This window comes from Phenylobacterium sp., assembly GCF_046291545.1.
Taxonomy (GTDB): Bacteria; Pseudomonadota; Alphaproteobacteria; order Caulobacterales; family Caulobacteraceae; genus Phenylobacterium.
Genome location: NZ_JBKBSM010000001.1, coordinates 702,604 through 728,299, shown reverse-complemented (window position 1 = coordinate 728,299; position 25,696 = coordinate 702,604). Strand labels below are relative to the sequence as shown.

Genomic DNA, 25,696 nt, shown 5'->3' with positions numbered 1-25,696 from the left:
CAAGAGGGCTTGCCTTGCTCCGTCGAACCGGGCACGCCGCGCCGGTGACCGAACGATCCGAATCCGGACTGCCGGCGCGCGCAGCCGCCCTCGACCTTCTGACCCAGGCGCTCAGCCGCCGGGCCGGCATGGAGGAGGCGCTGTCCGCGTCCGCCCTGCGCGACCTGCCGCCCCGCGATCGCGCCTTCGCCCGCGCGCTGGTGATGGCCAGCCTGCGCCACCTGGGTCCCATCGACCGGGCCATCGACGAACGGCTGAACCGCCAGCCGCCGGAAGCGGTGAAGAACATCCTGCGGCTGGGGACGGCCCAGGCCTTCCTGCTGGACCAGCCGCCTTTCGCCGCCGTGTCGACCAGCGTCGACCTGGCGGCCCAGGGTCGCGCGACCCGTCCGTTCAAGGGGCTGGTGAACGCCGTCCTGCGCGGCCTTCTGCGCGAGCCGCCAAAGCTGGACGAGCCCCAGGCGTTGGCGCCGGACTGGCTGTTCGCGCGCTGGCGGGCGGCCTTTGGCGAAACCGAGGCCCTGGCGACCTGCGCCCAGATCGCGCACGAGCCGGCCACCGACCTCAGCCTGCGCGACCCGGCGGACGCCGAGGCGCTGGCGGAGGCCCTGGACGCCGAGGTGCTGCCCGGCGGGAGCCTGCGCACCGCCCGGCGCGGCGAGGTGACCGCCTGGCCGGGCTACGGCGAGGGCCGGTGGTGGGTGCAGGACGCCTCGGCGGCGGTGGCGGCCCGCCTGCTGGACGTGCGGCCCGGACAGAGCGCCTTGGACCTGTGCGCCGCGCCGGGGGGCAAGACCCTGCAGCTGGCCGCGGCGGGGGCCAGGGTCGTAGCCGTCGACCGCTCGGCCGCACGGCTGAAGCGCCTGTCCGAGAATCTGGCGCGCACGGGCCTGAGCGCCGAGACGGTGGCGGCCGACGCGACCGGCTGGGACGATCCGCGCCAGTTCGATGCGGTGCTGCTGGACGCGCCCTGCAGCGCAACCGGCACCTTCCGCCGCCATCCGGACGTTCTGTGGACCGCCCGCCCGAGCGATGTGGCCAGTCTCGCCGCCGTCCAGTCGCGGCTGCTGGACTCGGCGGCGCGGCGGACCCGGCCCGGCGGGCGGCTGGTCTATTGCGTCTGCTCGCTGGAGCCGGAGGAAGGGGAAGCCCAGGCTCGGGCGTTCCTGGCGCGCACGCCCGACTTCACCCTAGCGCCCGCGTCGATGGGCGAGGGCGGGGCGCCGCCGGCGAGCCTGACCGCCGAAGGGACGCTTCGCATCCTGCCGCACCACCGCGAGGGCGGGACCGACGGCTTCTTCATCGCCCGGTTCACGCGGGCGGCCGCCTGAAAATCGCCCTGCGCTTAACCATTTTCGAGCGCCTTTGCGGGCAAAACGCGTTTCCGAATTCGCTGAACGCACTCTAAGTCGGGGCCATGACCGACAATATCCTCATCGCACCCTCGATCCTGGCCGCAGATTTTGCGCGCCTGGGCGAGGAGGCGCGCGCCGTCGAGGCGGCCGGCGCGGACTGGCTGCACCTGGACGTCATGGACGGGCATTTCGTGCCCAACATCACCTTCGGCCCGGACGTGGTGAAGGCGCTTCGCCCCCTGGTGAAGATCCCCTTCGACGTCCACCTGATGATCGCGCCGGCCGATCCCTTCCTGGAAGGGTTCCGCGAGGCCGGCGCGGACTGGATCAGCGTGCATCCGGAGAGCGGGCCGCACCTGAACCGCACGCTGAAGCGCATCCGCCAGCTCGGCGCCAAGGCCGGGGTGGTCTTCAACCCCTCGACGTCGCCTGCGGTGATCGAGTGGATGATGGACGAGATCGACCTGATCCTGGTGATGTCGATCAATCCGGGTTTCGGCGGCCAGAGCTTCATGGACAGCCAGCTCGCCAAGATCGAACGCCTGCGCGGGATGATCGACGGCGGCGGCTACGACATCGTGCTGGAGGTCGACGGCGGGGTGAACCCACAGACCGCCCGCCGCTGCATCGATGCAGGGGCCACGGCCCTGGTGGCCGGATCGGCGGTCTTCAAGGGCGGGGCGGACGCCTACGCCGGCAACATTCGCGCGCTTCGGGGCGGCTGAGGGGAGGACGCCTATGGCCGCCGGCCCAACCGGCCCCACCTCGCCGCCAGGCTCCACGATTGCGCTGGCCCTGACCGCCGGCGTTGCGCGCCAGGTGCGTCGCGAGTGGATCGCCTCGCCCGTTCACCGGGCGATGCTGGGCGGCCGCAACGTCCAGGCCCTGGCCGTGCGGCCGAAGGACATGCGACCGGCCGACGCCGAGGCGGGCCGGCGGATCATGACCGGCGTCTTCGTGCTGAGCGGGGCGACCATGCAGGCGGGGCCGAAGGGCGATCCCTTCGATCGCCCCAGCCCGCACCGCCGCTTCGCAGTGGCCCTGCACAGGATGGGCTGGCTGAAAGACCTCCTGGCCGCCGATGCGGGCGCGGCGGCCGAGGGCCTGCGCCTCTACCTGGACTGGCGGCGGCTGTTCGGCGGTTGGAACGCCTTTTCCTGGCACCCCGAGGTCCTGGAGCGCCGCGTCTTCAACCTGGCCTGCGCGGCCAAGGCGATCTGCGACAAGGCCTCGGACGCCGAAACGGCCCTGGTGGCCCGCGATCTCTACCGCCAAGCCCGGCACCTGCTATCCACCATCGAAGGTCCCGAGCGCGCCGCCGAGCGGGCGGCGGTGGCGGCCGTGGCCGGGGCGGCCATCGCCGGCGAGGCGGGTCAGCAGTTGAAGGCCCAGGCGCTGGATCGTCTGGTCAAAGCCCTGCCCCGCACGGTGCAGGCCGATGGCGGCCACGCCTCGCGCAGCCCCCAGGCGGCGCTGGAGCTGCTGTTCGACCTGCAGACCCTGGACGAGGCCCTGGTCCAGCGCGGTCAGGCCGCGCCCGACGAGGTGACCCGCACCATTGACCGCCTGACCGGAGCGGTGCGCTTCTTCACCCTGGCCGACGGGGCGCTGCCGGCCTTCCAAGGGGGCGAGGAGCTCAGCCGCGCCTATCTGTCAGCCGCCCGGGCCAGCGAGGAGGAGCCGGTCGAGGACGGCGAGCCCCCGCGCCCGACGCCGGTGACGCGCAACGGGTTCCATCGCCTGGACGGCGCGAGCCTGCAGGTCGTCGCCGACGGCGCCGCGCCGGCAAGCGGCCCTTTCAGCGTCACCGCCTGCGCCCAGCCGCTGGCGGTGGAGATCCTGGCTGGAGGCAAGCGGCTGATCACCAACTGCGGCTGGTCGCCGGACGCTTCGGGTCCGCCGGCGCTGCGCCTGATCGACGCCGGCTCCACGGCCACCCTGGGCGACCAGGCCTGCGGCGAGCCGCTTGGGGGGCTGCTGGCCGCCCTGCTCGGCCCGCGGCTCACCGGCGCCGACGCCCCGGTGCTCGCCGAGCGCCGCGAGTCGGAAGAGGCCCTTTGGCTGGAGCTGCAGCATGACGGCTGGCTGCAGCGCTTCCGTTTGCAGCACCGCCGGCGCATCTATCTCGACCTCGCCGGCGACGAGCTGCGCGGCGAGGATCGCTTCACCCCGGTGGGCAAGGCGCCGCGGGACAGCGACAAGACCCGACGGTTCCTGCCGATCACGGTGTGTTTCCACATCCATCCGGACGTGCGGGCCTCCCTGGCCATGGACAAGAAGAGCGTGCTCCTGCGCGCCGACGGCAAGGAAGCCGGCTGGTGGCTGCGCAACGACGCGGCGGAGGTCAGCATCGAGACCTCGGTCCACTTCCACGAAGGCCAGCCGCGTCGCGCCCAGCGCGTGGTGCTGCACGGCCAGGCGCGCATGGACGTGGGCGCGCGCCTGCGCTGGAAACTGGCCAAGGCCGAGATCAGGCCCCGCCAGGGCTAGCGGCGCGCCGACGCCCGCGCCCGCTCAGGGGGCGGGCTTGCGCAGGGTGGGGCTGTCCAGGTCGAGCTGGTCGGACGCAATCACCTGCAGGTTCGGCGCGCGCGCCTTCAGCGGTTCGGCGAAGGTCTTGGCGTCGCCGGCTACGATCACGCTGGCCTTGGCCGGGTCGAAGGTCCTGGCGGCGAAGGACTGCACTTCGCCGGCGCTGACCGCCTCGACCTTGGCCGTGTAGCGGGCCACCTCGTCCAGCGGAACGCCGTAGAGGGCCAGGTTTCCGAGGATGTTGGCGAGCCCGCCGGAGGTTGCGAGCTGGCGGCCGTAGCCCCCAATCAGCACGGACTTGCGCGCCTTGAGCTCCTCGGCGCCGGGCGGTGCGGCGGCCAGGCCCTTCATCTCGGCGCGGATCAGATCGAGGACCTCCGGCGCGGACTCGTTCTTCGTCTGGGCGCGGGCCACGAAGGCGCCGGTGGTGCGGCGGGGCGCCAGGCTGGAGCCGGCGCCGTAGCTGAGGCCCCGCTTGATGCGGATCTCCTGGTTCAGCCGGGCCGAATAGCCGCCGCCGAGCACGGTGTTGGCCACAATCCCCGGATAGTAGTCGGGCGCATCGCGGGCGATGGCCGGGGCCGCGACGGTGACGGCCGCCTGGCCGGCGCCGGGAAGGTCGATCGCGATCGCCCGGGGCGGCGCCTTGGGCGTCACTACCGGCTGGGCGGGCAGGGGACTGTTCGGCGCGGTCCAGTCGCCGAAGGTGCGCTCGGCCAGCGCGAACCCGGCCTCCGGGGAGATGTCGCCGGTCAGCACCAGGATGGCGTTGTCCGGCCGGTAGTAGAGACGGTGGATCGCCGCCAGGTCCTGCGGCTTCAGCCGGGCGATGGACGCGGGGGTGCCGTCGGCGACATGGCCGAAGGCGGTGCCGCCGAAGATCACGGGCGCGGCGGCGAAGCCCGCCAGGGCGCCGGGTTCCCTGTAGCTGACCGACAGCGAATCCAGCGCGAGCTGGCGCTGGCGCTCGAGCTCCTCGGGCGCGAAGGCGGGGTGGCGGGCCACGTCGGCGAAGATCGGCATGGCGGCGTCCAGCTTGTCGGTCATGGCGCTGAGGCTGACGGACGAGGATTCCACTCCGGCGCCGGCGCCCAGGTCGGCGCCGATCGCCTCGATCTGCCGGGCGATCTCCTGGGCGCTGCGGCTGGTGGTGCCCTCAGCGAGCATGCCGGCGGTCATGGAGGCCGCCCCCGCCAGACCCTGCGGGTCGGCCCAGGCGCCGGTCCTGATGGTCAGGTCGGCGGTGACGATCGGCAGGTTGGAGGAGCGGGCGACGATGACGCGCAGTCCGTTGGCCAGGGTCCTTTCGGCGGGCTTGGGCAGGACCGGTTCGACCGGCGCGCCGATCGGCGGCGGCGCCTGGCGCTGGTCCGGCGAGGCCAGGGCGACCACCGGGCCGTCGTACCTGGCCGAGGCCACCTGCGGCGGCGGCTCGGTCCTGTCGGTCTCCCCGGCGGGCCGTTCGCTCTCGGGCAGATAGCGGATGGTCATGCGCCGGTCGTCCGGCAGGTACTTGGCGGCGACGCGCTGGACGTCGGCCGCGGTGACCGCCTGCAGGTCGGCCAGCTCGGTGTTGGCTCGCGCCGCGTCGCCTTCGACGCTGAGGGCGTAGCCCAGGGCGAACCCGCGGCCGTCGATGGTCTCGCGACCGCGCAGATCGTGGGCCAGGAGTTCGTTCTTGGCTTCGTCGAGCTCGGCGGCGGCGGGCGGCGCCTCGCGCAGACGGGCCACTTCGGCCAGCAGGGCCTTTTCGCCGGCGTCGACGGTCTGGCCGGCGGACATGATGGCGCCGACCACGAACATGCCTGGCTGCTGGGGCAGGTCGGCCGCCGAATAGACCTCGGCGGCGATCTGCTGGTCGTAGACGAGGCTGTTGTAGAGGCGCGAGGACTTGCCGCCTGAAAGGATGGCGTCGAGCACCTTCAGCGCCGGCGCATCCGGGTCGGCGGCCTTGGGACCCAGCCAGGTGATCAGCACCGCGGGCAGGGGCACGTTGGGGCCATAGCCGGTGTAGACGCCGGCCTTCGTCCGCGGCGGCTCGACGGCCGTCACCCGCCTGAGCGGCTCGGCCGGGCGCTCGAGCGGTCCGAAGTACTTATCGACCCAGGCGTCGAGTTCGGCCTGCTCGAAGTTCCCCACGACGATCAGGGCCGCGTTGTCCGGGCGGTAGTAGGCCTGATGAAACCCGCGCACGTCGTCGATCGTGGCGGCGTCGAGCTCGTCGATCGAGCCGATCCCTGGACGCCTGTAGGGGTGGGTGGTGTAGGTGGCGCGGGGCGTCATGAGGGCGAAGAGCCGTCCGTAGGGATCGGCCAGCACCCGCTGGCGCAGCTCCTCCTTCACCACGTCGCGCTCCGAGGCGAAGTTGGCTTCGTCGACCACCAGCGAGCCCATCCGCTGGGCCTCGACCCAAAGCAGCCTCTGCAAGTGGTTGGCCGGCACGACCTCGTAGTAGTTGGTGAAGTCGTCGAAGGTGGAGGCGTTGTTGAAGCCGCCCACGTCCTCGGTCATGCGGTCGATGCTCTCGGCCGGCAGGTCGCGCGTGGCCTTGAACATCATGTGTTCGAAAAGGTGGGCGAAGCCGGAGCGCCCCTGCGGATCATCCTTGGAGCCGACCTGGTACCAGACCTGCACCGTCACGTTGGGCGTCGTCGGATCGCGCGAGGAGATCACCCTCAACCCGTTGGCGAGGGTGCGCTCCTTGTAGACGATCGGCGGCGGCGTGGCCGCCCAGGCCGCCGGGGCGGCGACCAGAAGGGCCAGGGCGAGGCAGGCGGCGCGGGCGGCGTTTCGGAACATGGGCGCGGTCCGGAAGGGAGGGGCCCCACCCATAGCATCCGCGCCGCGCCCGTGAACCTTACGGCTGCGTCATGCGCCGGTCAGTCGGCCAGCTTCACGAGCATCTTGCCGCTGTTGCGCCCTTCCATGAGGCCGATCAGGGCGGCGGGGGCCTCGGCGATCCCCTGGAGGACCGTCTCCTGGTACTTCACCCGGCCCGCCTTGAGCCAAGCGGCCATGTCGCGCTGGAAGTCGCCATAGAGGTGCATGAAGTCCGTGCCGACGAAGCCGCGCAGCATCACCCGCGAATAGATGATGTTGGAGAGGTTCCGCACCGGCGATTGCCCGGAGTTGTAGCCGGAGATCATGCCGCAGACGGGGATCCGGCCCAGGGTGTTCATCCGCCGCAGGGCGGCCTCCAGGTGGTCGCCGCCGACATTGTCGAAGTAGACGTCCAGCCCCTTGGGCGTGGCCTCCTCCAGCGCCTGGCGGATCGGCGTTTCCTTGTAGTTGATCACCGCGTCCAGGCCGACTTCGCCGCGGAGCCAGGCGGCCTTGTCCTCAGCGCCGGTGGAGCCGACCACGTAGCAGTCCTTGATCTTGGCGATCTGGGCCGCGACCGAGCCCACCGCCCCCGCGGCGGTGGAGACGAACACCTGCTCGCCCTCCTTGAGCTGCCCGATGAAGAGCAGGCCGCCGTAGGCGGTGAAGCCGGTCATGCCGAGGGCGTGCATGTGAACGGTCAGCGGCAGGTCGGGATCGGGGTTCAGCTTGGTCAGGCCCTTACCGTCGCTGACGAAATACTCGCGAAAGCCCTGGCGGTTGGACACGAGGTCGCCGACGGCGAAGGCGTCCGACCTTGACTGCGCCACCCGGCCCAGGGCGCCGCCCATCATCGCCTCGTTCAAGGCCTGCCCGGCGGTGAGGCGCGGACGCATGGCCGGATCGACGGACATGTAAAGGTTCTGCACCAGCACCTCGCCGTCGCGGGCGTCTGGCGCGGAGGCTTCCACGAGAGCGAAGTCCTTCGGGCTCGGCATGCCCTCCGGACGGCGGACAAGGTGGATTTCGCGGCTGACGGGCATGGCGGTCCTCTGAAAATGTACGAATCTAGGGTTCAAACGGCCGACTTGGGGCCGAGCGGCCATTGTCGCCCGCGCCGCGGCGGCTGGCCAAGGGGGTTGAGGAACGCCACAGGCGCGAGATCGCCTGCCGCGGGAACTTCGCCGTTCACGGACGGTTGTTCATTCGTCCGCTCAACGACTTGCCTGTCGGACAGGAGCGTGCGCCGCGGGCCGGTCCGGCGATCCCCCACGCCTCCCTGCTAGACCGGGCCGGTCCGCACAACGCCAAGAAGGATCGAAACGTCGAGCTGTGCATTAGAGCTTGACCACGTGCGCGGGCGCCTGTCCGCGCGCGCTCTCGTCGTCGGAAACAGGAGGTCGCCATGATCCGCCCAGTCCACATCGCCCTCGCCGGCGCGGCCGCCATGGCCGTCGCGGCGTGCACCACCACCGACCCCTACACGGGCCAGGTCGTTCGGGACAACACGCGCACGGGCGTGCTGGCCGGGGCGGCGGGCGGCGCCCTGCTGGGCTATCTGACCAACACCAACAAGGGCGAGCAGGGCCGCAAGAATGCGCTGATCGGCGCTGGCGTCGGCGCGCTCGCCGGCGGCGCTGTTGGCAACTACATGGACCGCCAGCAGGCCCAGCTGCGCGCCCAGCTCGCCGGGTCCGGCGTCGATGTGCAGCGCCAGGGCGACAACATCATCCTCAACATGCCCTCGGACGTCACCTTCGCCGTCGACCAGGCGGACATACAGTCCCGCTTCTACCCGGTCCTGGACGAGCTGGCCCAGACCCTGAACCAGTATCCGCAGACGACCATCGACGTCATCGGCCACGCCGACTCCACCGGCGCCGACGCCTACAACCAGGCGCTGTCGGAACGGCGGGCGAGCTCGGTGGCCAGCTACCTCGTCAGCCGCGGGGTGCTGCGCGACCGCCTCTATGTGGCCGGGCGTGGCGAAAGCCAGCCGATCGCCTCGAACGACACCGAGGCCGGCCGCGCGCAGAACCGCCGGGTGGAAGTGATCCTGCGCCCGCTCACCGGCTGACGCGGCGAGGCGTAAGCGGCGCAACGCTGCGTTGCCCGCTGGTCTTGGTGTAGCGTCGGTTGTCCTGGCGTGAGGAGGCGCGTGGTTGCAGGCCAATCTCATAATCCCCAGGGGCCGACCGCGGCGTCGCCTGTGCGTCGCCGCGGCCGCCCTGGCGGCGGCTTCGGCCGGCGCCTCGTCCGCCCTGGCGACCGCCGCGCCGAGCCTGCAGGACCTCGGCCGGCTGTCGATCGAGCAACTCGCGGACATCGACGTCTCCTCGGTGTCCAAGACCGAGCAACCGCTGAGCGACGCGCCGGCGGCGGTCTTCGTGATCACCCATGAGGACGCGGTCCGGTCCGGGGCCACGAGCCTAGCGGAAGTGCTTCGGCTCGCGCCGAATCTGCACGTGGCCCGGGTCACCGCGAACAGCTATGCGATCTCGGCGCGGGGCTTCAACGGCGCGGCCGCCGACAAGCTGCTGGTGCTGATCGACGGTCGCAGCGTCTACACCCCCTTCTCCCACGGCGTGTTCTGGGACGCGGTGGACTTTCCGGCCGAACTGATCGAGCGGGTCGAGGTGATCAGCGGCCCCGGGGCGACCCTGTGGGGCGCCAACGCCGTCAACGGCGTGATCAACGTGGTCACCCGGCGGGCGGGCGCCGAAAAGGGACTGAGGCTGCAGGCCGGGGCGGGCGACCGCTCGAGTCGGCTCGGGGCGCAGTTCGACGGCGAGCTGGGGCCGGACGCAGCCTATCAGCTCTACGTCTCCAGCGTGGATTACGACCACGGCGAAACCGCAAGCGGAGCGGACGCCCGGGACGGCTGGGAGAAGCTGCAGGGCGGCTTCCGCATCGACTGGAGCCCGGGCGAGGATCTGCTGACGGTCCAGGGCGACGCCTACGAGGGGCGGCTGGACCAGATGGACCGCCCCGACCAGGACATCTCCGGTCGCAATCTGATGGCCCGCTGGACGCGCCCTACCGGCGAGCGCGGCGTCCTGCAGGTGCAGGCCTACTACGATTTCCTGGAGCGCGACGTGCCCGGGCGCATCCGCTATCGCCTGCACACCTACGACCTCGATGTGCAGCACAGCTTCGCCGCGGGCGGGCGGCACAAGCTGGTCTGGGGCGGCGGCTATCGCGTGACCGAGGACGACTTCCCGATCGCGCCCTCGCCCCCGAACACCCAGTTCTTCGACCCGGTCGGCCGGACCCTGCGCTTCGCCAACGCCTTTGTGCAGGACACCATCGCCCTGGGGCCGAATGTGGAGGCCACCGCGGGCCTGAAGCTCGAGGACGACCCCTACGCCGGCGTGGAGCACCTGCCCAGCCTGCGTCTGGCCTGGAAGGTCTCGGACCGCGCGCTGCTGTGGGGAGCGGTGTCGCGGGCGGTGCGCGCTCCCTCGCGGCTGGACCGCGATTTCAACCAACTGCAGGGATCGGCGCTGGTCCTCACCGGCCGGGACTTCCAGCCGGAGACCCTCGTCGCCTATGAGTTGGGCTACCGCGGGCGGCCCAATCCCCGCACCTCGCTGTCGGTGTCGACCTACTACCATGTCTACGACGACCTGCGCAGCTTCGAGCTGACCGACGGCGGACTGCCGGTCGTCTTCTCCAACGCGCTCGAGGGCGAGGCCTACGGCGTCGAGGTCTGGGGTTCGCTCCAGGCGACGGACTGGTGGCGGCTGAGCGGCGGCGGGTTCTGGATGCAGAGGGACCTGCGCTTCAAGCCCGGCTCCAGCGGTATCGGCGGCGTCTCGATCGCGGGGAACGATCCGGCCTACCAGGCGCAGCTTCGCTCGACCATGCAGTTGGGCGACCGGGCCAGCCTGGAACTGGCCCTGCGGCGGGTGGACGATCTGCCGAACCCCCCGTCGCCGGCCTACACTGAGCTTGACGCCAGCCTGCGCTGGGCCGTCAGCCGTCGTCTCGAGATCGTCGTCACCGGCTCCAACCTCCTGGACGAAGACCACCTCGAGTTCGGCTCGTCCTCGGCCAGCCTCCAGCTCGGCGCGGTGGGCGCGCGCACCGGACGCAGCGTCTTCGTGGACACCCGATGGAGGTTCTAGGGACATCGCGCGCCGCCCGCCCGTCGAGGCGGGAGTGGGCGTGGCTGGCGGCGCTGCTCGCCGCGGCGAGCCTGCCCGCGCCGCTGATGGCGCAGGTCGCCGCGCTGGAGACGGCGATCAAGGCGACCTACCTCTACAAGTTCGTGCCCTTCGTCGAGTGGCCGGCGAGCGCCTTCGCCACGGCGACCAGCCCCCTTTACGTGTGCGTGCTGGGGGACGCGCCCTTCAGCGACATGCTCGAGTCCGCGATCAAGGGCCAGCAGGTGGCCCAGCGGCCGGTGGCGGTTCGGCGCCTGGAGAAGGTCGAGGGGCCCCAGGGCTGCCACATCCTCTACGCGGCCAACTCGGCGGAGCAGTCTGCGGCCGACGCCCTGAGGCTCGTACGCGGAGCCCCCGTGCTGACGGTGACCGACCGCAGCCGCGGCGTCGGCGGGGGCGTGATCCAGTTCGTGGTCAAGGATGGTCGCGTGCGCTTCGACATCGACCAGCGCCAGGCCGCGGCGCAGCGGGTGGTGATCAGCTCCAAGCTGCTCAGCCTGGCGGTGTCCGCCCGGCGCAGGGGGTAGGGCGGCCATGTTGCGCTCGGCTTTCCCCAAGCCCTGGATCCTGTCGCCGCTGTTCGCGATCGGACTGGCCGTCGCCCTGGTGCTCGCCGGCCTGACCCTGGCCGTGTTCAACGAGCAGCAGCAGCGCGGCCAGAAGCTGCGCGAGGTCGCCGTGCAGGCCGACATCCTCGCGGCGAGCGTCTCGGCGGCCCTGGCGTTCGACGATCACCAGGCGGCGCAGGAGTACATCGCAGCCCTGCGGGTCAATCGGGAGATCGAGGCCGCCGGGGTCTACGACGCCCAGGGCCGGCTGTTCGCCGGCTTCGGACTGGGCGCCGGACCGCCCCAGTCCGCCCCGGCCCAGATACGTGCGGTGGACGGGGACCGCCTGGTGGCCACCGCGCCCGTGCAGGTCGGGGGCGCAAAGGTGGGCTCGGTCTACCTTCGCGCGTTCATAGAGCCCATCGGCCGGCGAGCCATGCGCTACGCCGGCATCGCCTTCCTGGTCGTGATGGCGGCCCTGCTGGTCGTGGTGCTTGGGGTGTCCAACGCCTCTCTGGCCGAGGCCCAGCGCACCTTGCGGAGCGAGGCGGCGGAACGCGAGAAGGTGGAGGAAGCGCTGCGCCAGAGCCAGAAGATGGAAGCCATGGGCCAGCTCACCGGCGGGGTGGCCCACGATTTCAACAATCTGCTGATGGTCGCCTCCAGCGGCGTGGAGCTCATGGAGCGCACCGACGATCCAAAACGCCAGGCCATGCTGCGCCAGGGCATCCGCCAGGCGATCGAGCGGGGAGCCAGCCTGACGCAGCAGCTTCTGGCCTTCGCCCGCCGCACGCCGCTGGACCCGCAGGTGGTCGACCTGGGGGAGCGCATGGGCGACACCATCGCCCTGCTCGACCGCTCGCTGCGGGAGAACGTCACCGTGCGCCTGGAGAAGGGGCCCGACCTTTGGCCGGTGGAGATCGATTCCGCCCAGTTCGAAGTGGCCCTGCTCAACATCGCGCTCAACGCCCGCGACGCCATGCCCGGCGGCGGGCGAATCGTCATCCAGGTCCGTAATGCGCGCGATCCGGCCGGGCTGGCGCCGGGCGACTATGTGCGCCTGTCGGTCACCGACACGGGCGTGGGCATGCCCGCCGAGCTGATCCCGAGGGCGTTCGAGCCATTCTTCACCACCAAGGACGTGGGCATGGGCACGGGCCTTGGCCTGGCGCAGGTCTATGGCTTCGCCAAGGCCTCAGGCGGCGACGTGCGCCTGGAGAGCGTCCCCGGCGAGGGCGCCACCGTCTCGCTGTTCCTGCCGCGCACGACAAAGCCGCTGCCGCCGCCTCCGCAGGCCGCAGCGCCGATCCCCGAACGGGTCGAGCCGGCGCGTGTGCTGCTCGTCGAGGATGACGACAGCGTGGCCGAGGTGGTGGCCCAGATGCTGGAGGAACTGGGCTACGACGCCCGCCGCGCGCCCAACGCGAGGACTGCCCTCAACGTGCTGGACGAGGACGCCGGCTTCGACCTGGTGCTGTCGGACATGATCATGCCGGGCGACATGAACGGCCTGGACCTGGCCCACGAGATCTCCCGCCGCCGTCCGGACCTGCCGGTGATCCTGACCACCGGCTTCAGCGACGCGGCGGACGCGGCCGCCCGCGAGGGTCTGCGTCTGCTTCGCAAGCCCTACCGCATGGACGCCCTCGCCGCCGAACTGGCCGCCACGCTCTCCGCCGCGCCGTCCTGAAGGCTTGGCCTCCAAGGGCCGAATTGGGGAGAAGGGTGGTGCCGCCAGGGTGACTCGAACACCCGACCTACGCATTACGAATGCGCCGCTCTACCGGCTGAGCTATGGCGGCCCGAAGGCCGGGACGGTCGGCGAAGCGCCGCCCGATCCCGCGGAGGCGCCTATTTAGCGGCTCTCGGCGTGCTCGCCAAGCGTCTGCGGGATGCTGGCCTGCGCGGAGCGGGGCGTGGCGGCGGCGAGGGGGGCGGGTCCTCGTCGCCGCCGCCCTCCTCGGCGAGGGGATAGAGCACCGGCTCCACCGGCGCGCCCTCCAGGAACGGCGCGTGTTCCAGATAGGGCGCCGGGAGCTCGGGCAGTTCGCTCATGACCCGCTCGCGCCGCTCGTGGCGGGGATGCACCAGCTCGCCGGTCTCGGCGAACGCAGCCACCAGACGCGCCCAGTCGGACGGCTGGTAGGCGAAGGCGCGGCCCTCGGGATCGAGGTCGGTCCAGTCCGGCTCCTGGGGCGCGGCCACGCCGTGGGCCATCCACATGCGCGCTTCGTCGGCGCGGCCGGCGGCGAAGGCCACGCGCGCGCGCAGCCCGGCGATCCGCGCGGTGACCGGCTCGCCTTCCAGGGCCTTGGCCGCCTCGGCGGCGCCGGCCGGATCGCCGCCGATCAGGGCCTGCTCGACGAACAGGATGCGCGATTCCCGATGGCCGGGGTTGAGGGCGGCCAGGTCGCGCAGGCGGTCGGCGCGGGAGCGCGGCGTCTCGTCCGTGCGAAGGTCCCGGTAGGCGAGCCAAAGCGCAGGGTGCGGCTGGGCTTTCCAGGCGGCTTCCAGCATCTGGGCGGCGCGGGCGGTCTTGCCGTCGGCGGCCAGGAGCCGGGCGGCCATCACCACCCCGGGCGCGAATCCCGGCTGCAGCTTGGCGGCCTGCACGGCCTGATCGACGGCCATAGCCCGGCCCTTGGGTTCGACTGCGTGCTCCAGCCGTGCGGCCGAGGCGGCCAGCAGGGCGGCGCGCGCCCGGTCGGCGACGATGGGCGAGACGACCTTGCGGTCCAGGGCGCTCTGCACCAGCTCGAGGCCGCCGTCCCAGTCGCCGGCCTCCAGTCGCGCTTCCAGCACGGCGCGCCAGGCCCAGCGTGCGGTGCGGGCCAGGGCGAAGGCCTGCTCGGCATGGCGCAGGGCTCCGTCGCGGTCGCCCTGGGCGGCGGCGAGCTGCATCAGGCCGCGGTGGCCCGCCAGGCGCATTTCCGGAAAACCCAGCATGGCGCTGTAGGCGGCGTGGGCGGCCTGGGCGTCGCCCGCGGCCTCGGCGGCCTGGGCGGCGAGCACGCGGGCCAGGCCTGGGGCTTCGTCCGCAAGGTCGGCGGCCTTGCCCGCCAGGCGCCGGGCTTCCGAGCCGTCCCCCGCGGCCGCGGCCAGGAAGCCCCGGGTCAGCACCTCGTTCGCCTGGCGGCGGCGGGAATCGGCGCGGGTGCGCTCGGCCCGGGCCGGCGCTTCGAGCACCCACATCAGCAGCCGCCACAGGGCCTGGGCGATCAGGGCTGCGATGAGAGTGATCAGCACCGCGGCCGCGGCGGTGGTGTCGGCCCGCCATCCCAGCCAGGTGACCGTCGCCCGTCCCGGATCGCCGGTCAGGGCGAGGATGCTCACGGCCGCTGCGGCGACCAGCAGGATGAGCAGGCCCGCGCGGATCACGCGCCCGCCTCCGACAGGCGGGTCAGGTCGGCCAGGGCCCGGGCGCGCACGGCGGCCACGCGGCGGTCGACCTCCGCGCGGCGCTCGGCCCGGGCGCGCCAGGGGGCGACGGCCTCGCGGCCGGCCGCCGGCAGGCCGTCCAGGCTCTTGAGCGCGCCGTCCAGGTCGCCGTCCTCGGCCTGGCGTTCGGCGCGGGCCAGCCGCGCGTCGATCCCGTCGCCGGACACCTCGCCCACGCGGCGCAGGGTCACGACGCGGGAGAGGGCGTAGCCGAGGCGCTCCAGCAGGCCGGCGCCCTCGTCCGGCGCGCGGCTGGCCGAGGCGGCGCGCGCAGCGTAGTCGGGGAAGGCTGCGGCCAGGGCCGCGCGGGTCGGCGCGCCAGTGGCGGCCAGGGGGCGCAGGGCGCCGAGCTCGGCCGAGGGCGGCGAGATCGCCTCGGCGGCGGCGAGTTCCTCCGCGAAGGGACGCGAGGTCTGGGAAGCCTCCACCAGGGCGGCAGCGGCCAGAGCGGCGGCCGCGGCCCGCCTTGTCTCGGCGGTCTCGGCCTCCAGCGCGGCGAGCCGCTCGCCGAGGGCGGCGATCTCCGGCGCATCGCGGGTCAGGGCCAGGGGCGGCGGCGCTGTGGGGACGACGGCCGTCTCACTCGGCGGGGCCGGGGTCTGCGCCGTGATCGGGGCCGGCTCGCCCGGATGCAGGGCGGCGTCCGCCATCGTTCCCAAGGCAGGCGGCCGAGCAGGGAGCAGGCCGGGCCCGAAGGTGGCGATCGCCGCGCCAGCCAGCACGCAGATCACCCCGAAGGCGGCGAAAGCCCACACCCCCGGACCGGCGCGGCGCGGTCGGCCGTAGCTGGCCGGATCGCGGGGCGCTGTGAGTTCGGCGGGGTCGGGCGCGGCGCTCATGGCTCTCGGTCCAGCAGATTCAGCAAAGCAGCCTCGAGTGGCAAGGGGGCGAAGGCGCGTCCTGCAACGGCGGCGTCGGCCAGCGGCTCGAGCACGGCCCGCGAAAGCCCCAGCACCCGCAGGCGAGGCGCCGGGTGCATGGCCAGCGCCTCCGCCAAGGCGCGGCCGCCCTTGGGCGAATAGACCAAAGCGACGTCGGCCTGGGCCGCGGCTTCGGCCACCGCCGGGTCGGCGAGATCTGCGGTCTCCGAGGCGTACAGCACCAGGCGGCGGGCCGGCACGTTCCACTCTGCGAGGGCGCCGACGAGGTCGCCCGCCGGTTCCTCGGCGCCGGGGTGCAGCAGCTCGCCCTGCAGCTCTCCGCGGCGCGCCGCGATGCCCTGGGCCAGGGCCGTCACGTCGCCGTCGGTGGAGAAGACGCGGGAGAATCCCGCCTGCCGCGCGGCGCGGGCGGTGGCCTGACCGACGGCGAAGACCACAATATCGCGGCGCGGACAGACCTGGGCGAAGGCGCGCGCGCCGTTCGCGCTGGTGAACGCCAGGGCCGCGACGCCGCCCAGGTCGATCTCGGGCGTCTGGACAGGCCGCACTTCCAGCAGCGGGACGACGATCGGCGTGTGGCCGAGGGCCCGCACGCGCCCCGCGGTGGCCTCGGCGCCGGGCTGGGCGCGGGTGATCCAGACGTGCAGCGGTCGACCGGGCATCAGAGGGCGGTTGGTCCTTGGGGCGAATCTCAACCGTGGCTGGCCGCGGGCCCGGGATCAATCCCTTGGCCTGCGAACGCGGGGCGAGGACTAGTCGGGCAGCTTGATCGCTTCGCCGCCCTCCCGGGCGACCGCGGCGCCCAGTTCGAAGCCCAGGGCGCGGGCGGCGGCCTCGGGCTCGGCCCCGAGCGCGGCTTCGCCCTCGCGCCGGAAGCGCAGGCGCCCGTCCGGGCTCAAGGCCTCGACGATCAGGCGGACCCTGTCGGCCGTGAGCACGGCGTGGGCGCCGATCGGCGTGCGGCAGGAAGCTTCAAGGGCCGCCATGGCGCCGCGCTCGGCGGCGACGGCGACCGCGGTCGGCGCATGGCGCAGGGCCCGGACCCAGGGTGCGTCCGCGTCGCCCGCGCGTGTCTCTATGGCCAGGGCGCCTTGGCCGGGGGCGGGCGGCCGCTCCACCGGGTCGAGGAGGCTGGCGGGCAGGTCGCCCATGCCCAGCCGATTCAGGCCCGACAGAGCCAGGAGGATGGCGTCGGCCTCGCCGGCCTCCAGCTTGGCCAGGCGGGTGTCGACGTTGCCGCGCATCATCACCACCTCCAGGTCGGGACGGTGGTGCAGGCATTGGGCCTGGCGGCGAAGCGAGGCGGTGCCGATCCGGGCGCCCGGCGGCAGGTCCTCGATGCGCTGGGCGATGTGGCTGATGAAGGCGTCCCGCGGATCCTCGCGCTCGGGCACGGCGGCGATCGCCAGGCCGGGCGGCAGCACGGCGGGCATGTCCTTCATCGAGTGGACGGCGCAGTCGATGCGCCCGTCGAGCATCGCCTCCTCGATCTCCTTGGTGAACAGGCCCTTGCCGCCGACTTCCAGGAGGCGGCGGTCCTGGATGCGGTCGCCCGAGGTGGTGATCACGATCAGCGGGGCGACGCGCTCGGCGTCCTTCGGGTCGGCCCCGAGGGCCTCGGCGATCCGACGCTGCATCATGCCGGCCTGCGCCAGGGATAGCCTGGAGCCGCGGGCGCCGATCCGGACGGGCGGTTGCATGGGCACGGTGGGAGGGCTACCTCGGCGGTTCACGGGTGAACCCGCCTGCTACAGGACAGGCCCCGAGCCCGCAACGCCGGAACGACCTGGAGGCCGCCATCACTGACGCCGAAACCGTGCTGGGACTGGAGACGAGCTGCGACGAAACCGCCGCGGCCGTGGTGCGCCGCCATGCGGACGGGACGGTGGAGGTCCTGTCCTCGATCGTCGCCAGCCAGATCGCCCAGCACGCACCCTATGGCGGCGTGGTGCCGGAGATCGCCGCCCGCGCCCACGTGGAATCCATCGACGGCGTCGCCGCCGAGGCCCTGCGCGCCGCCGGCGTGGACTACGGCGACCTCACCGGGGTGGCGGCCACCGCAGGACCGGGCCTGGTGGGCGGCGTGATGGTGGGCCTCAGCTTCGGCAAGGCGGTGGCCCTGGCGCGGGGCCTGCCGCTGGTGGCGGTCAACCATCTGGAAGGCCATGCGGTGTCCGCCAGGCTGGGAGCGCACGTGGCCTATCCCTTCCTGCTGCTGCTGGTCTCCGGCGGCCATTGCCAGCTCCTGGCGGTGGAGGGCGTGGGCGCCTGCCGCCGTCTGGGCTCGACCATGGACGACGCGGCGGGCGAGGCCTTCGACAAGATCGCCAAGGCCCTGGGCCTGCCCTATCCCGGCGGGCCGGCCCTGGAGCGGCTGGCCGAGGGCGGCGATCCCGAGCGATATCCGCTGCCGCGGGCGCTGCTCGGCCGCGAAGGCTGCGACTTCTCCTTTTCCGGCCTGAAGACGGCGGCCGCGCGCCTGGCGGAAGGCGCCCGGAGCGACCAGGATCGCGCCGACCTGGCCGCCGCCGTACAGGCTGCGATCACCCGCCAGCTCGCCGAGCGCAGCGAACGCGCCATGGCGCTCTTCTCCCGCGAGCACGAGGGTCGCGACCTGCGTTTCGTGGTCGCCGGCGGAGTGGCCGCCAACCGCACGGTGCGCGGGCGGCTGGAGGCGGCCGCGCAGGCGCACGGCTTCGCCTTCTCCGCCCCGCCGCTGGCCTATTGCACCGACAACGCCGCCATGATCGCCCTCGCCGGCGCCGAGCGGCTGTCCCTGGGGCTGAGCGATCCGCTGGACGCCCCGGCGCGTCCCCGCTGGCCCCTGGACGAGGCCGCGGCCCTGGCCAATCCCACCCATGTCCCAGGACGGAAGGGAGCCAAGGCATGAGGTGGGTCGGGGTGATCGGCGGCGGCGCCTGGGGCACGGCCCTGGCCCAGGTCTGCGTCCGCGCGGGCGGCGAGGTGACCATCTGGGCGCGCGAGCCTGAAGTGGTGGAGGCCATCAACGGCCGCCACGAAAACGCGGTGTTCCTGCCGGGCTACCCGCTGGAGCCGGCGATCCGCGCGACGGGCGATCTCTCCGAGCTCGGCGCCTGCGACCTGTTGCTTGTGGTCACGCCGGCCCAGCACCTGCGCGCGACCCTGCGGGGTCTTGCGCCCCATCTGCGTGCCGACACGCCCGTGGCCCTGTGCTCGAAAGGGGTCGAGCAGGGCACTCTGAAGCTGATGACCGAGGTGCTGGCCGAAGCCCTGCCGCAGGCCGTCCCCGCGGTCCTGTCGGGGCCGAGCTTCGCGGCCGAGGTCGCCCAGGGCCTGCCCACCGCCGTCACCCTGGCCTGTCCCGACGCGGACGTCGGCGTGCGGCTCGTGGAGGCCGTCGCCCTCCCGACCTTCCGGCCCTACCTGGCGTCCGACATGATCGGCGCCGAGGTCGGCGGATCGGTGAAGAACGTGCTGGCCATCGCCTGCGGCATCGTCGAGGGCCGCGGCATGGGCCGCAGCGCCCACGCCGCCCTGATCACCCGGGGCTTCGCCGAAATGACCCGCCTGGCGGTGGCCCTGGGCGGCCAGGCCGAGACCGTGGCCGGCCTCTGCGGCCTCGGCGACCTCGTGCTCACCTGCTCCAGCGCCCAGTCGCGAAACATGAGCGTGGGCCTGGCCCTGGGCCGCGGCCAGACTCTTCAGGAAGCGCTCGCCGGCAAGCTGTCGGTGGCCGAGGGCGTGGCGTCCGCCCCCGCGGTCACGGCCCTGGCGCAGAAGGTCGGGGTCGAGACGCCGATCTGCGAAGCCGTGGATGCGGTCCTGGCCGGACGCGTCGACGTGGACGGCGCGATCTGGGGCCTTCTTTCCCGTCCCCTGCGAACCGAAGCCGACGACTAGGACCTCTCCATGCCCGCATTCGTGCTCTACTGCATCGACAAGCCCGACAGTCTTTCCCTGCGCCTGGCCAACCGCGAGGCGCACCTGGCCTATGTGGGCGCCGCCGCAGCCAAGGTGCCCTTCGCCGGGCCGATGCTGGACGACGCGGGCGAGATGGCGGGCTCGCTGATCGTGCTGGAAGCCGACAGCCTCGACGAGGCCAAGGCGTTCAGTGCGGACGACCCCTATGTGAAGGCCGGGCTCTTCGAGCGGGTGGAGATCCGGCCCTTCCGCCTGAGCCTGCAGCGCCGTTGAGCCTGGGCGACGCCCGGCCAGGGCCGGGACTGGACCTCTGCGCCCTGGACGACCTGGCCGATCCGGGGGCCAGGGGGTTCCGCTTCCGCGCGGGCGAGGCGCTGTTCGCCGGGTTCGTCGTGCGTCAGGGCGGGACAGTGGCCGGCTATGTGGACTCCTGTCCCCATGCGGGATGGCCGCTGGCGGCGCTCGACGACCGCTATTTGACCCGCGACGGCCGACATCTGCTCTGTGCGGGACACGGCGCTTTGTTCCGGCCGCTCGACGGGCTCTGCACCGCCGGCCCCTGCGCCGGTCAGGCGTTGCGGCCCTGGCCGGTGGCGGTGAAGGACGGGCGCATCGTCACCGCCTGAGCGTTCACGGGGCGCTGGCCCCCTTATTGCTTTTCCCCTGTCGCGAGTGCGTGCTTGTGGTGGACGCGCCGCTAGTCCCATGTACTGTGTCGCACTGGGACAGCGGCTCGAAAGCCTTGGCGTGAAATGCGCGCTCGCAGGTGTTCGAATGGTGGGGATTGCGGCTTCCAAGGTCAAGCTTCGCGCTTCGCGCGACCTGGTCTTGGGCGGGCTGCGGTGCTGTCAGTCATGCAGAGTGGCGTGAGGGGCTGAATCTTTCAGCCGCGTGCGGTTCATCTGACGCTGACGTGTTCGGACACGTTGGACGCAATTTTGAGCGGGTTGTCCGATCGTGAACTACTTGTCTGGGTTGAAGGCTTGGATCGCGCCGCACATGCGGGATCTGGGGCGCAGGACGGCGGCGGTCGAGGCTCGCCTCGGCCGGCTGTCCCACATTGGCGCGACGCGGACCGCCGCCGTGCAACTGGGCGTGGCGTGGGCGCTCTGCTCCGCGCTGATGGCCGGGGCGCCGGCGGTGAACGCCACCGCCAAGGCCGGCGGCGTGGTCGATCGCGACCTGATCAAACTGACAGCCAGCCACGAGGCCGCCGTCACCCGGACCGCCGCGGCCGAGACGCCGGACGTGCTGCGCCTGCAGGATCTGACCCCCGACCAGGCGCGCGCGTGGAACGCGGCCAATCCGATCTCCACCGCGCCGAACCCGGCCGCGAAGCCTTTCCACCTGACCACCGACGGGGTCCTGGACGAGGCCCGCGCCCTCGATTGCATGACCGCGGCGATCTACTACGAGGCCGCCTACGAGAGCCTGGACGGCCAGCGGGCCGTAGCTCAGGTGGTGCTGAACCGCCTGCGCCATCCGGCCTATCCCAACACCGTCTGCGGCGTGGTGTTCCAGGGCTCGGAGCGCACCACGGGTTGCCAGTTCACCTTCACCTGCGACGGGTCGCTGCAACGCACGCCCTCCGAAGCCGGCTGGGCCAGGGCGCGCCAGGTCGCCCGGGACGCGCTGAACGGCTACGTGATGCGCAAGGTCGGCAACGCCACCCACTATCACGCCAGCTACGTGGCCCCCTACTGGAGCCCGAACCTGGTGAAGGTCGCCACCATCGGCGCCCACATCTTCTATCGCTGGACCGGCGGCTGGGGCCTGCCCCCCGCGTTCAGCGGCGCCTATGCCGGCGATGAGGCCGAGAGCTTCCAGATCGCCGCCATCGACAGGATCACCGCCGGAACCACCGTCGAGGTGGCCGAGCCGGCCGCAGGCAAGCCTGCCCAGGCCGAGGCGCCGGTGCTGGTGGAGCTGGAGCCCGCCGCCACCACGGCGGCCCAGTCCTCCAAGCCGCTGGAGATCGTGTCGGCGGCCGACGTGGCCAAGGACGCCGTCGACATCGTGCCCGCCGACGAGCTGGATTGGGCGGGCCGTCCCAAGGATCGCGGCCCGCCGCGGATCGCCGCCCCGACGATGAGCTTCTGAAGCTCTAGGCCTCGCCGGGGGGCCGCTCGGCGGCGAAGGCGGCGACATCCTCGACCAGGCCCGCGGCCGCCAGGGCCACCAGTTCACCGCCCTTCTCCGGCGTCGCCTGCGCCGGGTCGGAACCCATCCGGCCGTCGGCGTAGCGGGCGCGGAAGTCCAGGGCCTCGCGGATCGGGCCGGTAGGGGCGATCTGCGGGGCGTAGTTGGCGCTCTTGATCGCGTCGGGATAGGCCCACTGGGTGACGGCGATCTCCGAGGGCGTGGCGTGGCTGCCGTGCCCGGTGGGGAACTGGCGGTTGGCCAGCGCCGTCACGCCCTTCAGGTCCCACCAGTTCTTCAGCTTCAGGGCGAAGCCGCGGGGGCGTCCGGAAAAGCTCGCCTCGGCGTAGAGTTCCGAGAACGCCGCCTCGATGGTGGCCACGTTGCCGCCGTGGCCGTTCAGGAAATAGATCCGCGTGAAGCCGTGGGCGCCGAGCGAGCGGCACCAGTCGCCGATGGCGGCGATGAAGGTCGAGGGCCGCAGCGAGATCGTGCCCGGAAAGCCCAGGTGGTGCTGAGCCATGCCGATATTGAAGGTCGGAGCGACCAGCAGATCGGAGGTCTTCTGCGCTTCGTGGGCGATGATCTCCGGGCAAAGCCAGTCGGTGCCCAAGAGCCCCGTGGGGCCATGCTGCTCGTTGGAGCCGATAGGCACCACCACCGTCTTCGAGCGCGCCAGGAAGGCTTCGATCTCGGGCCAGGTGGACAGGTGAAGCAGCATCTTTGGGCTCCTGCGGGCGAGCGGGATCGCTCGCCCTGCGAAGGTCCGATCTTGGGTTCCCGAGTGGCGGGGAGCAAGGGGCGCCCCGCCCCCGGCGTCCGCTCGACAGCCCATCCGGAGTATTCGATGTCGCCGTTGGTCAGCGCCGCCGCTTGCTGAAAAACCTCCATCGGCGTGCTGGCGATCCTAACCGCGGAGACGTCGCGTCCGGGCCCGCCGACGACGTAGAGATCCTGATTCTCATAGAGCCCCTTGTGGAAGCGCCGCCAGCCGGGGGCGCCCGGCAACCGACCGATCGCGTCGCCGACGAACCGTTCGGTGACGTAGCTCATCCCATAGATGTCGGCGTCCAGCGAGCCGCTTTCGCTCGTCCGATAATAGCTCAGCCCCGACGGATCCATGGTTTCGGACGCCGGCAGGAAGCTCTCGTCGTGGACGCTGAAGGCGAGCACGCCGCCTGGCGCCACCAGCCGGTAGAGCCGCGCGAGCGACGCGTGAAAGAGGCTTGTGGGAAGGTGCGGGAACAGCGAGCCGACGAACACGATGTCGTGCTCCCGCCGATGCTCGAACTTCGCGGGATCCGGCGAGGAGGGAACGACGTTCACGCCGAACGCGGACTTCTGCCACGCCAGGGCTTCGGCATAGATGTCGCTGACCCAGATCTGCTTCAGCTGAAGCTTTTGCTCGAGGATGGGCGTGAGCCGTCCGTAGCCGGAGGCAAAGTCCATGACGCTGTCGATGTTGTGGAAGCCGCCGAAGACCTGGTCCACGATCTGCCTGTAGGCGTCGTAGAATCTCAAGGTCGACTCGGTGAACTTGAAGAACCCTATCCCAACATCCTGCTCGTAGTTCGGAAGCAGCGCCTTGAAAAACATCTCGTCGGCCGCCGGCAGCGGCCGACAGAACCGCTCCGGATCGATTTTGTAGATCGCCAGCTGGTCCAGGATGAACCGGCGATAGGCGGGGGGATGGTCGCAAAGTCGAGATCGCGTCCAAGCTGGGCGGTGGCGGTCACGTCAATTTCCCGCATGGATCGCATTTGATGCGTGAAACAACCCTGAAATGGCCCGAGGCCTCAAGATCGCAAGGCCGCTTTGACGAGAGGCGGTGCGCCTCGAGCTGTCGCGTCACGCGACAATTATCGTTCCCGGCCGCGGGGATGCGGGATTTTCGCACGGCCGATCGGCGCGGATGCGGTTGCGCCCCGCGGCGCTTCCCGCTTAATCCCAAGCCAAGCAACTAGGGAGCGCACCATGAGCGACGGCGAGGTCTTTCCGGTCCCCGAGGCTTGGGCCAGGCGGGCGCACATGGACGCGGCCGGCTACGAGGCGGCGCTGCGGCGCGTGGACGCTGACCCCGAGGGCTACTGGCGCGACGTCGCCGGTCGGCTCGACTGGATCAAGGCGCCGACCCGGATCAAGGACGTCTCGTTCCACAAGGACGATTTCCATATTCGCTGGTACGCCGACGGCGAGCTGAACGTCTCGGCCAACTGCCTGGACCGCCATCTGGCCGAGCGCGGCGATCAGACCGCGATCATCTGGGAAGGCGACGACGGGGAGCAGGCCCTGTTCACCTATCGCCAGGTCCACGCTGAAACCTGCCGCATGGCCAACGTGCTCAAGGCCAAGGGCGTCAAGAAGGGCGACCGTGTCACCATCTACCTGCCGATGATCCCGCAGGCGGCCTTCGCCATGCTGGCCTGCTCGCGCATCGGGGCGGTGCATTCCGTCGTGTTCGGCGGCTTCTCGCCGGACTCCATCGCCGGCCGCATCCAGGACTGCGACTCCAGGATCGTCATCACCGCCGACGAGGGCCTGCGCGGCGGTCGCGTGGTGCCGCTGAAGCTGAACGTGGACGAGGCGCTGAAGTCCTGCCCGGGCGTCAGCGACGTCATCGTCATCCGCCGCACCAAGGCCGACGTGCCCATGACGCCGGGCCGCGACGCCTTCTATTCCGACCTGAAGCAGACGGTGTCCGACCAGTGCGACCCCGAGCCGATGAACGCCGAGGACCCGCTGTTCATCCTCTACACCTCCGGTTCTACCGGAAAGCCCAAGGGCGTGCTGCACACCACCGGCGGCTACCTGACCTGGGCGGCCCACACTCATGAGCTGGTGTTCGACTATCGTCCCGGCGAGGTCTTCTGGTGCACCGCCGACATCGGCTGGGTCACCGGCCACTCCTATGTGGTCTACGGGCCGCTGGCCAACGGGGCGACCACGCTGATCTTCGAGGGCGTGCCCAACTATCCGACCAACTCCCGCTTCTGGGAGGTCTGCGACAAGCACAAGGTGGAGATCTTCTACACCGCGCCGACCGCGATCCGCGCCCTGATGCGCGACGGCGACGAGCCGGTGAAGCGGACCTCGCGCAAGTCCATCCGCCTCCTGGGCACGGTCGGCGAGCCGATCAATCCGGAGGCCTGGCTCTGGTATCATCGTGTGGTGGGCGAGGAGCGCTGCCCGATCGTCGACACCTACTGGCAGACCGAGACGGGCGCCTGCCTGGCCTCGCCCCTGCCCGGCGCGACGCCGCTCAAACCCGGCTCCTGCGCCAAGCCCCTGCCGGGCATCAAGTTCGAACTGGTCGACGCCGAGGGCAAGGTGCTGGACGGGGCGACCAGCGGCAACCTCTGCATCACCGACAGCTGGCCGGGCCAGATGCGCACGGTCTACGGCGACCACCAGCGCTTCTTCGACACCTATTTCTCGACCTATCCCGGCAAGTACTTCACCGGCGACGGCTGCCGCCGCGACGAGGACGGCTACTACTGGATCACCGGCCGCGTGGACGATGTGATCAACGTCTCCGGCCACCGCCTGGGCACGGCCGAGATCGAGAGCGCCCTTGTGGAGCACCAGGCCGTGGCCGAGGCCGCGGTGGTGGGTTTCCCCCACGACATCAAGGGCCAGGGCATCTACTGCTTCGTCACCCTCAAGGCCGACGTGACGCCCACCGACATTCTGCAAGCTGAGCTCAAGGGCTGGATCCGTCGGGAGATCGGCCCCTTCGCCGCGCCGGAGGCGGTGCAGTTCGCGCCGGGCCTGCCCAAGACGCGCTCGGGCAAGATCATGCGCCGCATCCTGCGCAAGATCGCCGAGAACGACACGTCCAACCTGGGCGACACCACGACCCTGGCCGATCCCGGGGTGGTGGACGACCTGGTGAAGAACCGCATCGGCTAGAGCTT

At 71.7% G+C, this 25,696-nt stretch carries 20 protein-coding genes, 1 tRNA gene and 1 pseudogene; 13 read left to right on the top strand and 9 right to left on the bottom strand.

Annotated elements, in window-relative coordinates; translation table 11 throughout:
- Positions 1-44 precede the first annotated feature (44 nt).
- The 3 genes from ACK4YQ_RS03610 (at position 45) to ACK4YQ_RS03600 (ending at position 3,845) form a co-directional block, all read left to right on the top strand.
- Positions 45-1,331 (top strand): RsmB/NOP family class I SAM-dependent RNA methyltransferase, encoded by a 1,287-nt coding sequence (locus tag ACK4YQ_RS03610; RefSeq protein ID WP_409609510.1) that lies wholly within the window; start codon positions 45-47, stop codon positions 1,329-1,331.
- An 86-nt stretch (positions 1,332-1,417) separates the two neighbouring features.
- Positions 1,418-2,080, top strand: coding sequence for a ribulose-phosphate 3-epimerase (gene rpe, locus ACK4YQ_RS03605; protein ID WP_409608359.1), 663 nt, complete (start codon positions 1,418-1,420; stop codon positions 2,078-2,080).
- Between the two features lie 13 nt (positions 2,081-2,093).
- Positions 2,094-3,845 carry a heparinase II/III family protein gene (locus ACK4YQ_RS03600; RefSeq protein ID WP_409608357.1) on the top strand — a complete coding sequence of 584 codons (1,752 nt, stop codon included), beginning with the start codon at positions 2,094-2,096 and terminating at the stop codon, positions 3,843-3,845.
- Between the two features lie 24 nt (positions 3,846-3,869).
- On the opposite strand, the gene ACK4YQ_RS03595 is transcribed toward ACK4YQ_RS03600, so the two are convergent.
- Positions 3,870-6,686 (bottom strand): M16 family metallopeptidase, encoded by a 2,817-nt coding sequence (locus ACK4YQ_RS03595; protein WP_409608355.1) that lies wholly within the window; start codon positions 6,684-6,686, stop codon positions 3,870-3,872.
- A gap of 80 nt (positions 6,687-6,766) precedes the next feature.
- On the bottom strand, positions 6,767-7,750 hold the full coding sequence (locus ACK4YQ_RS03590) for an NADP-dependent oxidoreductase (protein ID WP_409608353.1): 984 nt from the start codon (positions 7,748-7,750) through the stop codon (positions 6,767-6,769).
- Positions 7,751-8,112: 362 nt separating this feature from the next.
- Between ACK4YQ_RS03590 and ACK4YQ_RS03585 the strand changes: the two genes are divergently transcribed.
- The 4 genes from ACK4YQ_RS03585 to ACK4YQ_RS03570 all read left to right on the top strand — a co-directional run bounded on the left by ACK4YQ_RS03585 (position 8,113) and on the right by ACK4YQ_RS03570 (position 13,111).
- The gene (locus ACK4YQ_RS03585; RefSeq protein ID WP_409608351.1) at positions 8,113-8,784 is read left to right on the top strand and encodes an OmpA family protein; all 672 of its coding nucleotides are present in this window, start codon (positions 8,113-8,115) and stop codon (positions 8,782-8,784) included.
- A gap of 85 nt (positions 8,785-8,869) precedes the next feature.
- The gene (locus tag ACK4YQ_RS03580; RefSeq protein WP_409608349.1) at positions 8,870-10,834 is read left to right on the top strand and encodes a TonB-dependent receptor plug domain-containing protein; all 1,965 of its coding nucleotides are present in this window, start codon (positions 8,870-8,872) and stop codon (positions 10,832-10,834) included.
- Entirely contained in the window at positions 10,822-11,400 is a 579-nt protein-coding gene (locus tag ACK4YQ_RS03575; RefSeq protein WP_409608347.1) for a YfiR family protein, read from the top strand. The genes ACK4YQ_RS03580 and ACK4YQ_RS03575 overlap by 13 nt, the downstream gene beginning before the upstream one ends.
- A gap of 7 nt (positions 11,401-11,407) precedes the next feature.
- Positions 11,408-13,111, top strand: a complete 1,704-nt coding sequence (locus ACK4YQ_RS03570; protein ID WP_409608345.1) for an ATP-binding protein — start codon at positions 11,408-11,410, stop codon at positions 13,109-13,111.
- 36 nt (positions 13,112-13,147) lie between these two features.
- On the opposite strand, the gene ACK4YQ_RS03565 is transcribed toward ACK4YQ_RS03570, so the two are convergent.
- The 5 genes from ACK4YQ_RS03565 to hemC all read right to left on the bottom strand — a co-directional run bounded on the left by ACK4YQ_RS03565 (position 13,148) and on the right by hemC (position 17,446).
- Positions 13,148-13,223, bottom strand: a tRNA-Thr gene (locus ACK4YQ_RS03565).
- Between the two features lie 49 nt (positions 13,224-13,272).
- On the bottom strand, positions 13,273-14,799 hold the full coding sequence (locus tag ACK4YQ_RS03560) for a heme biosynthesis protein HemY (RefSeq protein WP_409608343.1): 1,527 nt from the start codon (positions 14,797-14,799) through the stop codon (positions 13,273-13,275).
- The gene (locus ACK4YQ_RS03555) at positions 14,796-15,698 is read right to left on the bottom strand and encodes a COG4223 family protein (RefSeq protein ID WP_409608341.1); all 903 of its coding nucleotides are present in this window, start codon (positions 15,696-15,698) and stop codon (positions 14,796-14,798) included. Before ACK4YQ_RS03555 ends, ACK4YQ_RS03560 begins: the two co-directional genes overlap by 4 nt.
- Positions 15,695-16,402 carry a uroporphyrinogen-III synthase gene (locus ACK4YQ_RS03550; RefSeq protein WP_409608339.1) on the bottom strand — a complete coding sequence of 236 codons (708 nt, stop codon included), beginning with the start codon at positions 16,400-16,402 and terminating at the stop codon, positions 15,695-15,697. Before ACK4YQ_RS03550 ends, ACK4YQ_RS03555 begins: the two co-directional genes overlap by 4 nt.
- Before the next feature lie 90 nt (positions 16,403-16,492).
- Complete coding sequence (gene hemC / locus ACK4YQ_RS03545) at positions 16,493-17,446, bottom strand: hydroxymethylbilane synthase (protein WP_409608337.1); 954 nt, start codon at positions 17,444-17,446, stop codon at positions 16,493-16,495.
- Positions 17,447-17,526: 80 nt separating this feature from the next.
- On the opposite strand from hemC, the gene tsaD reads away from it, so the two are divergent.
- The 5 genes from tsaD to ACK4YQ_RS03520 all read left to right on the top strand — a co-directional run bounded on the left by tsaD (position 17,527) and on the right by ACK4YQ_RS03520 (position 21,743).
- The gene (gene tsaD / locus ACK4YQ_RS03540) at positions 17,527-18,630 is read left to right on the top strand and encodes a tRNA (adenosine(37)-N6)-threonylcarbamoyltransferase complex transferase subunit TsaD (protein WP_409609508.1); all 1,104 of its coding nucleotides are present in this window, start codon (positions 17,527-17,529) and stop codon (positions 18,628-18,630) included.
- Positions 18,627-19,622 (top strand): NAD(P)H-dependent glycerol-3-phosphate dehydrogenase, encoded by a 996-nt coding sequence (locus ACK4YQ_RS03535; RefSeq protein ID WP_409608335.1) that lies wholly within the window; start codon positions 18,627-18,629, stop codon positions 19,620-19,622. Before tsaD ends, ACK4YQ_RS03535 begins: the two co-directional genes overlap by 4 nt.
- Before the next feature lie 9 nt (positions 19,623-19,631).
- Entirely contained in the window at positions 19,632-19,916 is a 285-nt protein-coding gene (locus tag ACK4YQ_RS03530) for a YciI family protein (RefSeq protein ID WP_409608333.1), read from the top strand.
- Positions 19,913-20,269 (top strand): Rieske (2Fe-2S) protein, encoded by a 357-nt coding sequence (locus ACK4YQ_RS03525; RefSeq protein WP_409608331.1) that lies wholly within the window; start codon positions 19,913-19,915, stop codon positions 20,267-20,269. The genes ACK4YQ_RS03530 and ACK4YQ_RS03525 overlap by 4 nt, the downstream gene beginning before the upstream one ends.
- Before the next feature lie 373 nt (positions 20,270-20,642).
- The gene (locus ACK4YQ_RS03520) at positions 20,643-21,743 is read left to right on the top strand and encodes a cell wall hydrolase (RefSeq protein WP_409608329.1); all 1,101 of its coding nucleotides are present in this window, start codon (positions 20,643-20,645) and stop codon (positions 21,741-21,743) included.
- A gap of 4 nt (positions 21,744-21,747) precedes the next feature.
- Here the strand turns inward: ACK4YQ_RS03520 and ACK4YQ_RS03515 are convergent, their stop codons facing one another.
- Both ACK4YQ_RS03515 and ACK4YQ_RS03510 read right to left on the bottom strand, forming a co-directional pair.
- On the bottom strand, positions 21,748-22,503 hold the full coding sequence (locus ACK4YQ_RS03515) for a creatininase family protein (RefSeq protein WP_409608327.1): 756 nt from the start codon (positions 22,501-22,503) through the stop codon (positions 21,748-21,750).
- 500 nt (positions 22,504-23,003) lie between these two features.
- A pseudogene (locus tag ACK4YQ_RS03510) lies at positions 23,004-23,231 on the bottom strand (hypothetical protein); the annotation flags it as partial.
- A gap of 525 nt (positions 23,232-23,756) precedes the next feature.
- On the opposite strand from ACK4YQ_RS03510, the gene acs reads away from it, so the two are divergent.
- Entirely contained in the window at positions 23,757-25,691 is a 1,935-nt protein-coding gene (acs, locus tag ACK4YQ_RS03505; RefSeq protein ID WP_409608325.1) for an acetate--CoA ligase, read from the top strand.
- The last annotated feature ends 5 nt before the right edge of the window (positions 25,692-25,696 follow it).

Excerpts from the sequence above, each read along its gene's own strand:
- rpe (WP_409608359.1), top strand. The coding sequence starts at position 1,418 with ATGACCGACAATATCCTCATCGCACCCTCGATCCTGGCCGCAGATTTT.
- ACK4YQ_RS03600 (WP_409608357.1), top strand. The coding sequence starts at position 2,094 with ATGGCCGCCGGCCCAACCGGCCCCACCTCGCCGCCAGGCTCCACGATT.
- ACK4YQ_RS03595 (WP_409608355.1), bottom strand. The coding sequence starts at position 6,686 with ATGTTCCGAAACGCCGCCCGCGCCGCCTGCCTCGCCCTGGCCCTTCTG.
- ACK4YQ_RS03590 (WP_409608353.1), bottom strand. The coding sequence starts at position 7,750 with ATGCCCGTCAGCCGCGAAATCCACCTTGTCCGCCGTCCGGAGGGCATG.
- ACK4YQ_RS03585 (WP_409608351.1), top strand. The coding sequence starts at position 8,113 with ATGATCCGCCCAGTCCACATCGCCCTCGCCGGCGCGGCCGCCATGGCC.
- ACK4YQ_RS03575 (WP_409608347.1), top strand. The coding sequence starts at position 10,822 with ATGGAGGTTCTAGGGACATCGCGCGCCGCCCGCCCGTCGAGGCGGGAG.
- ACK4YQ_RS03570 (WP_409608345.1), top strand. The coding sequence starts at position 11,408 with ATGTTGCGCTCGGCTTTCCCCAAGCCCTGGATCCTGTCGCCGCTGTTC.
- ACK4YQ_RS03555 (WP_409608341.1), bottom strand. The coding sequence starts at position 15,698 with ATGAGCGCCGCGCCCGACCCCGCCGAACTCACAGCGCCCCGCGATCCG.
- ACK4YQ_RS03550 (WP_409608339.1), bottom strand. The coding sequence starts at position 16,402 with ATGCCCGGTCGACCGCTGCACGTCTGGATCACCCGCGCCCAGCCCGGC.
- ACK4YQ_RS03535 (WP_409608335.1), top strand. The coding sequence starts at position 18,627 with ATGAGGTGGGTCGGGGTGATCGGCGGCGGCGCCTGGGGCACGGCCCTG.
- ACK4YQ_RS03530 (WP_409608333.1), top strand. The coding sequence starts at position 19,632 with ATGCCCGCATTCGTGCTCTACTGCATCGACAAGCCCGACAGTCTTTCC.
- ACK4YQ_RS03520 (WP_409608329.1), top strand. The coding sequence starts at position 20,643 with ATGCGGGATCTGGGGCGCAGGACGGCGGCGGTCGAGGCTCGCCTCGGC.
- ACK4YQ_RS03515 (WP_409608327.1), bottom strand. The coding sequence starts at position 22,503 with ATGCTGCTTCACCTGTCCACCTGGCCCGAGATCGAAGCCTTCCTGGCG.
- acs (WP_409608325.1), top strand. The coding sequence starts at position 23,757 with ATGAGCGACGGCGAGGTCTTTCCGGTCCCCGAGGCTTGGGCCAGGCGG.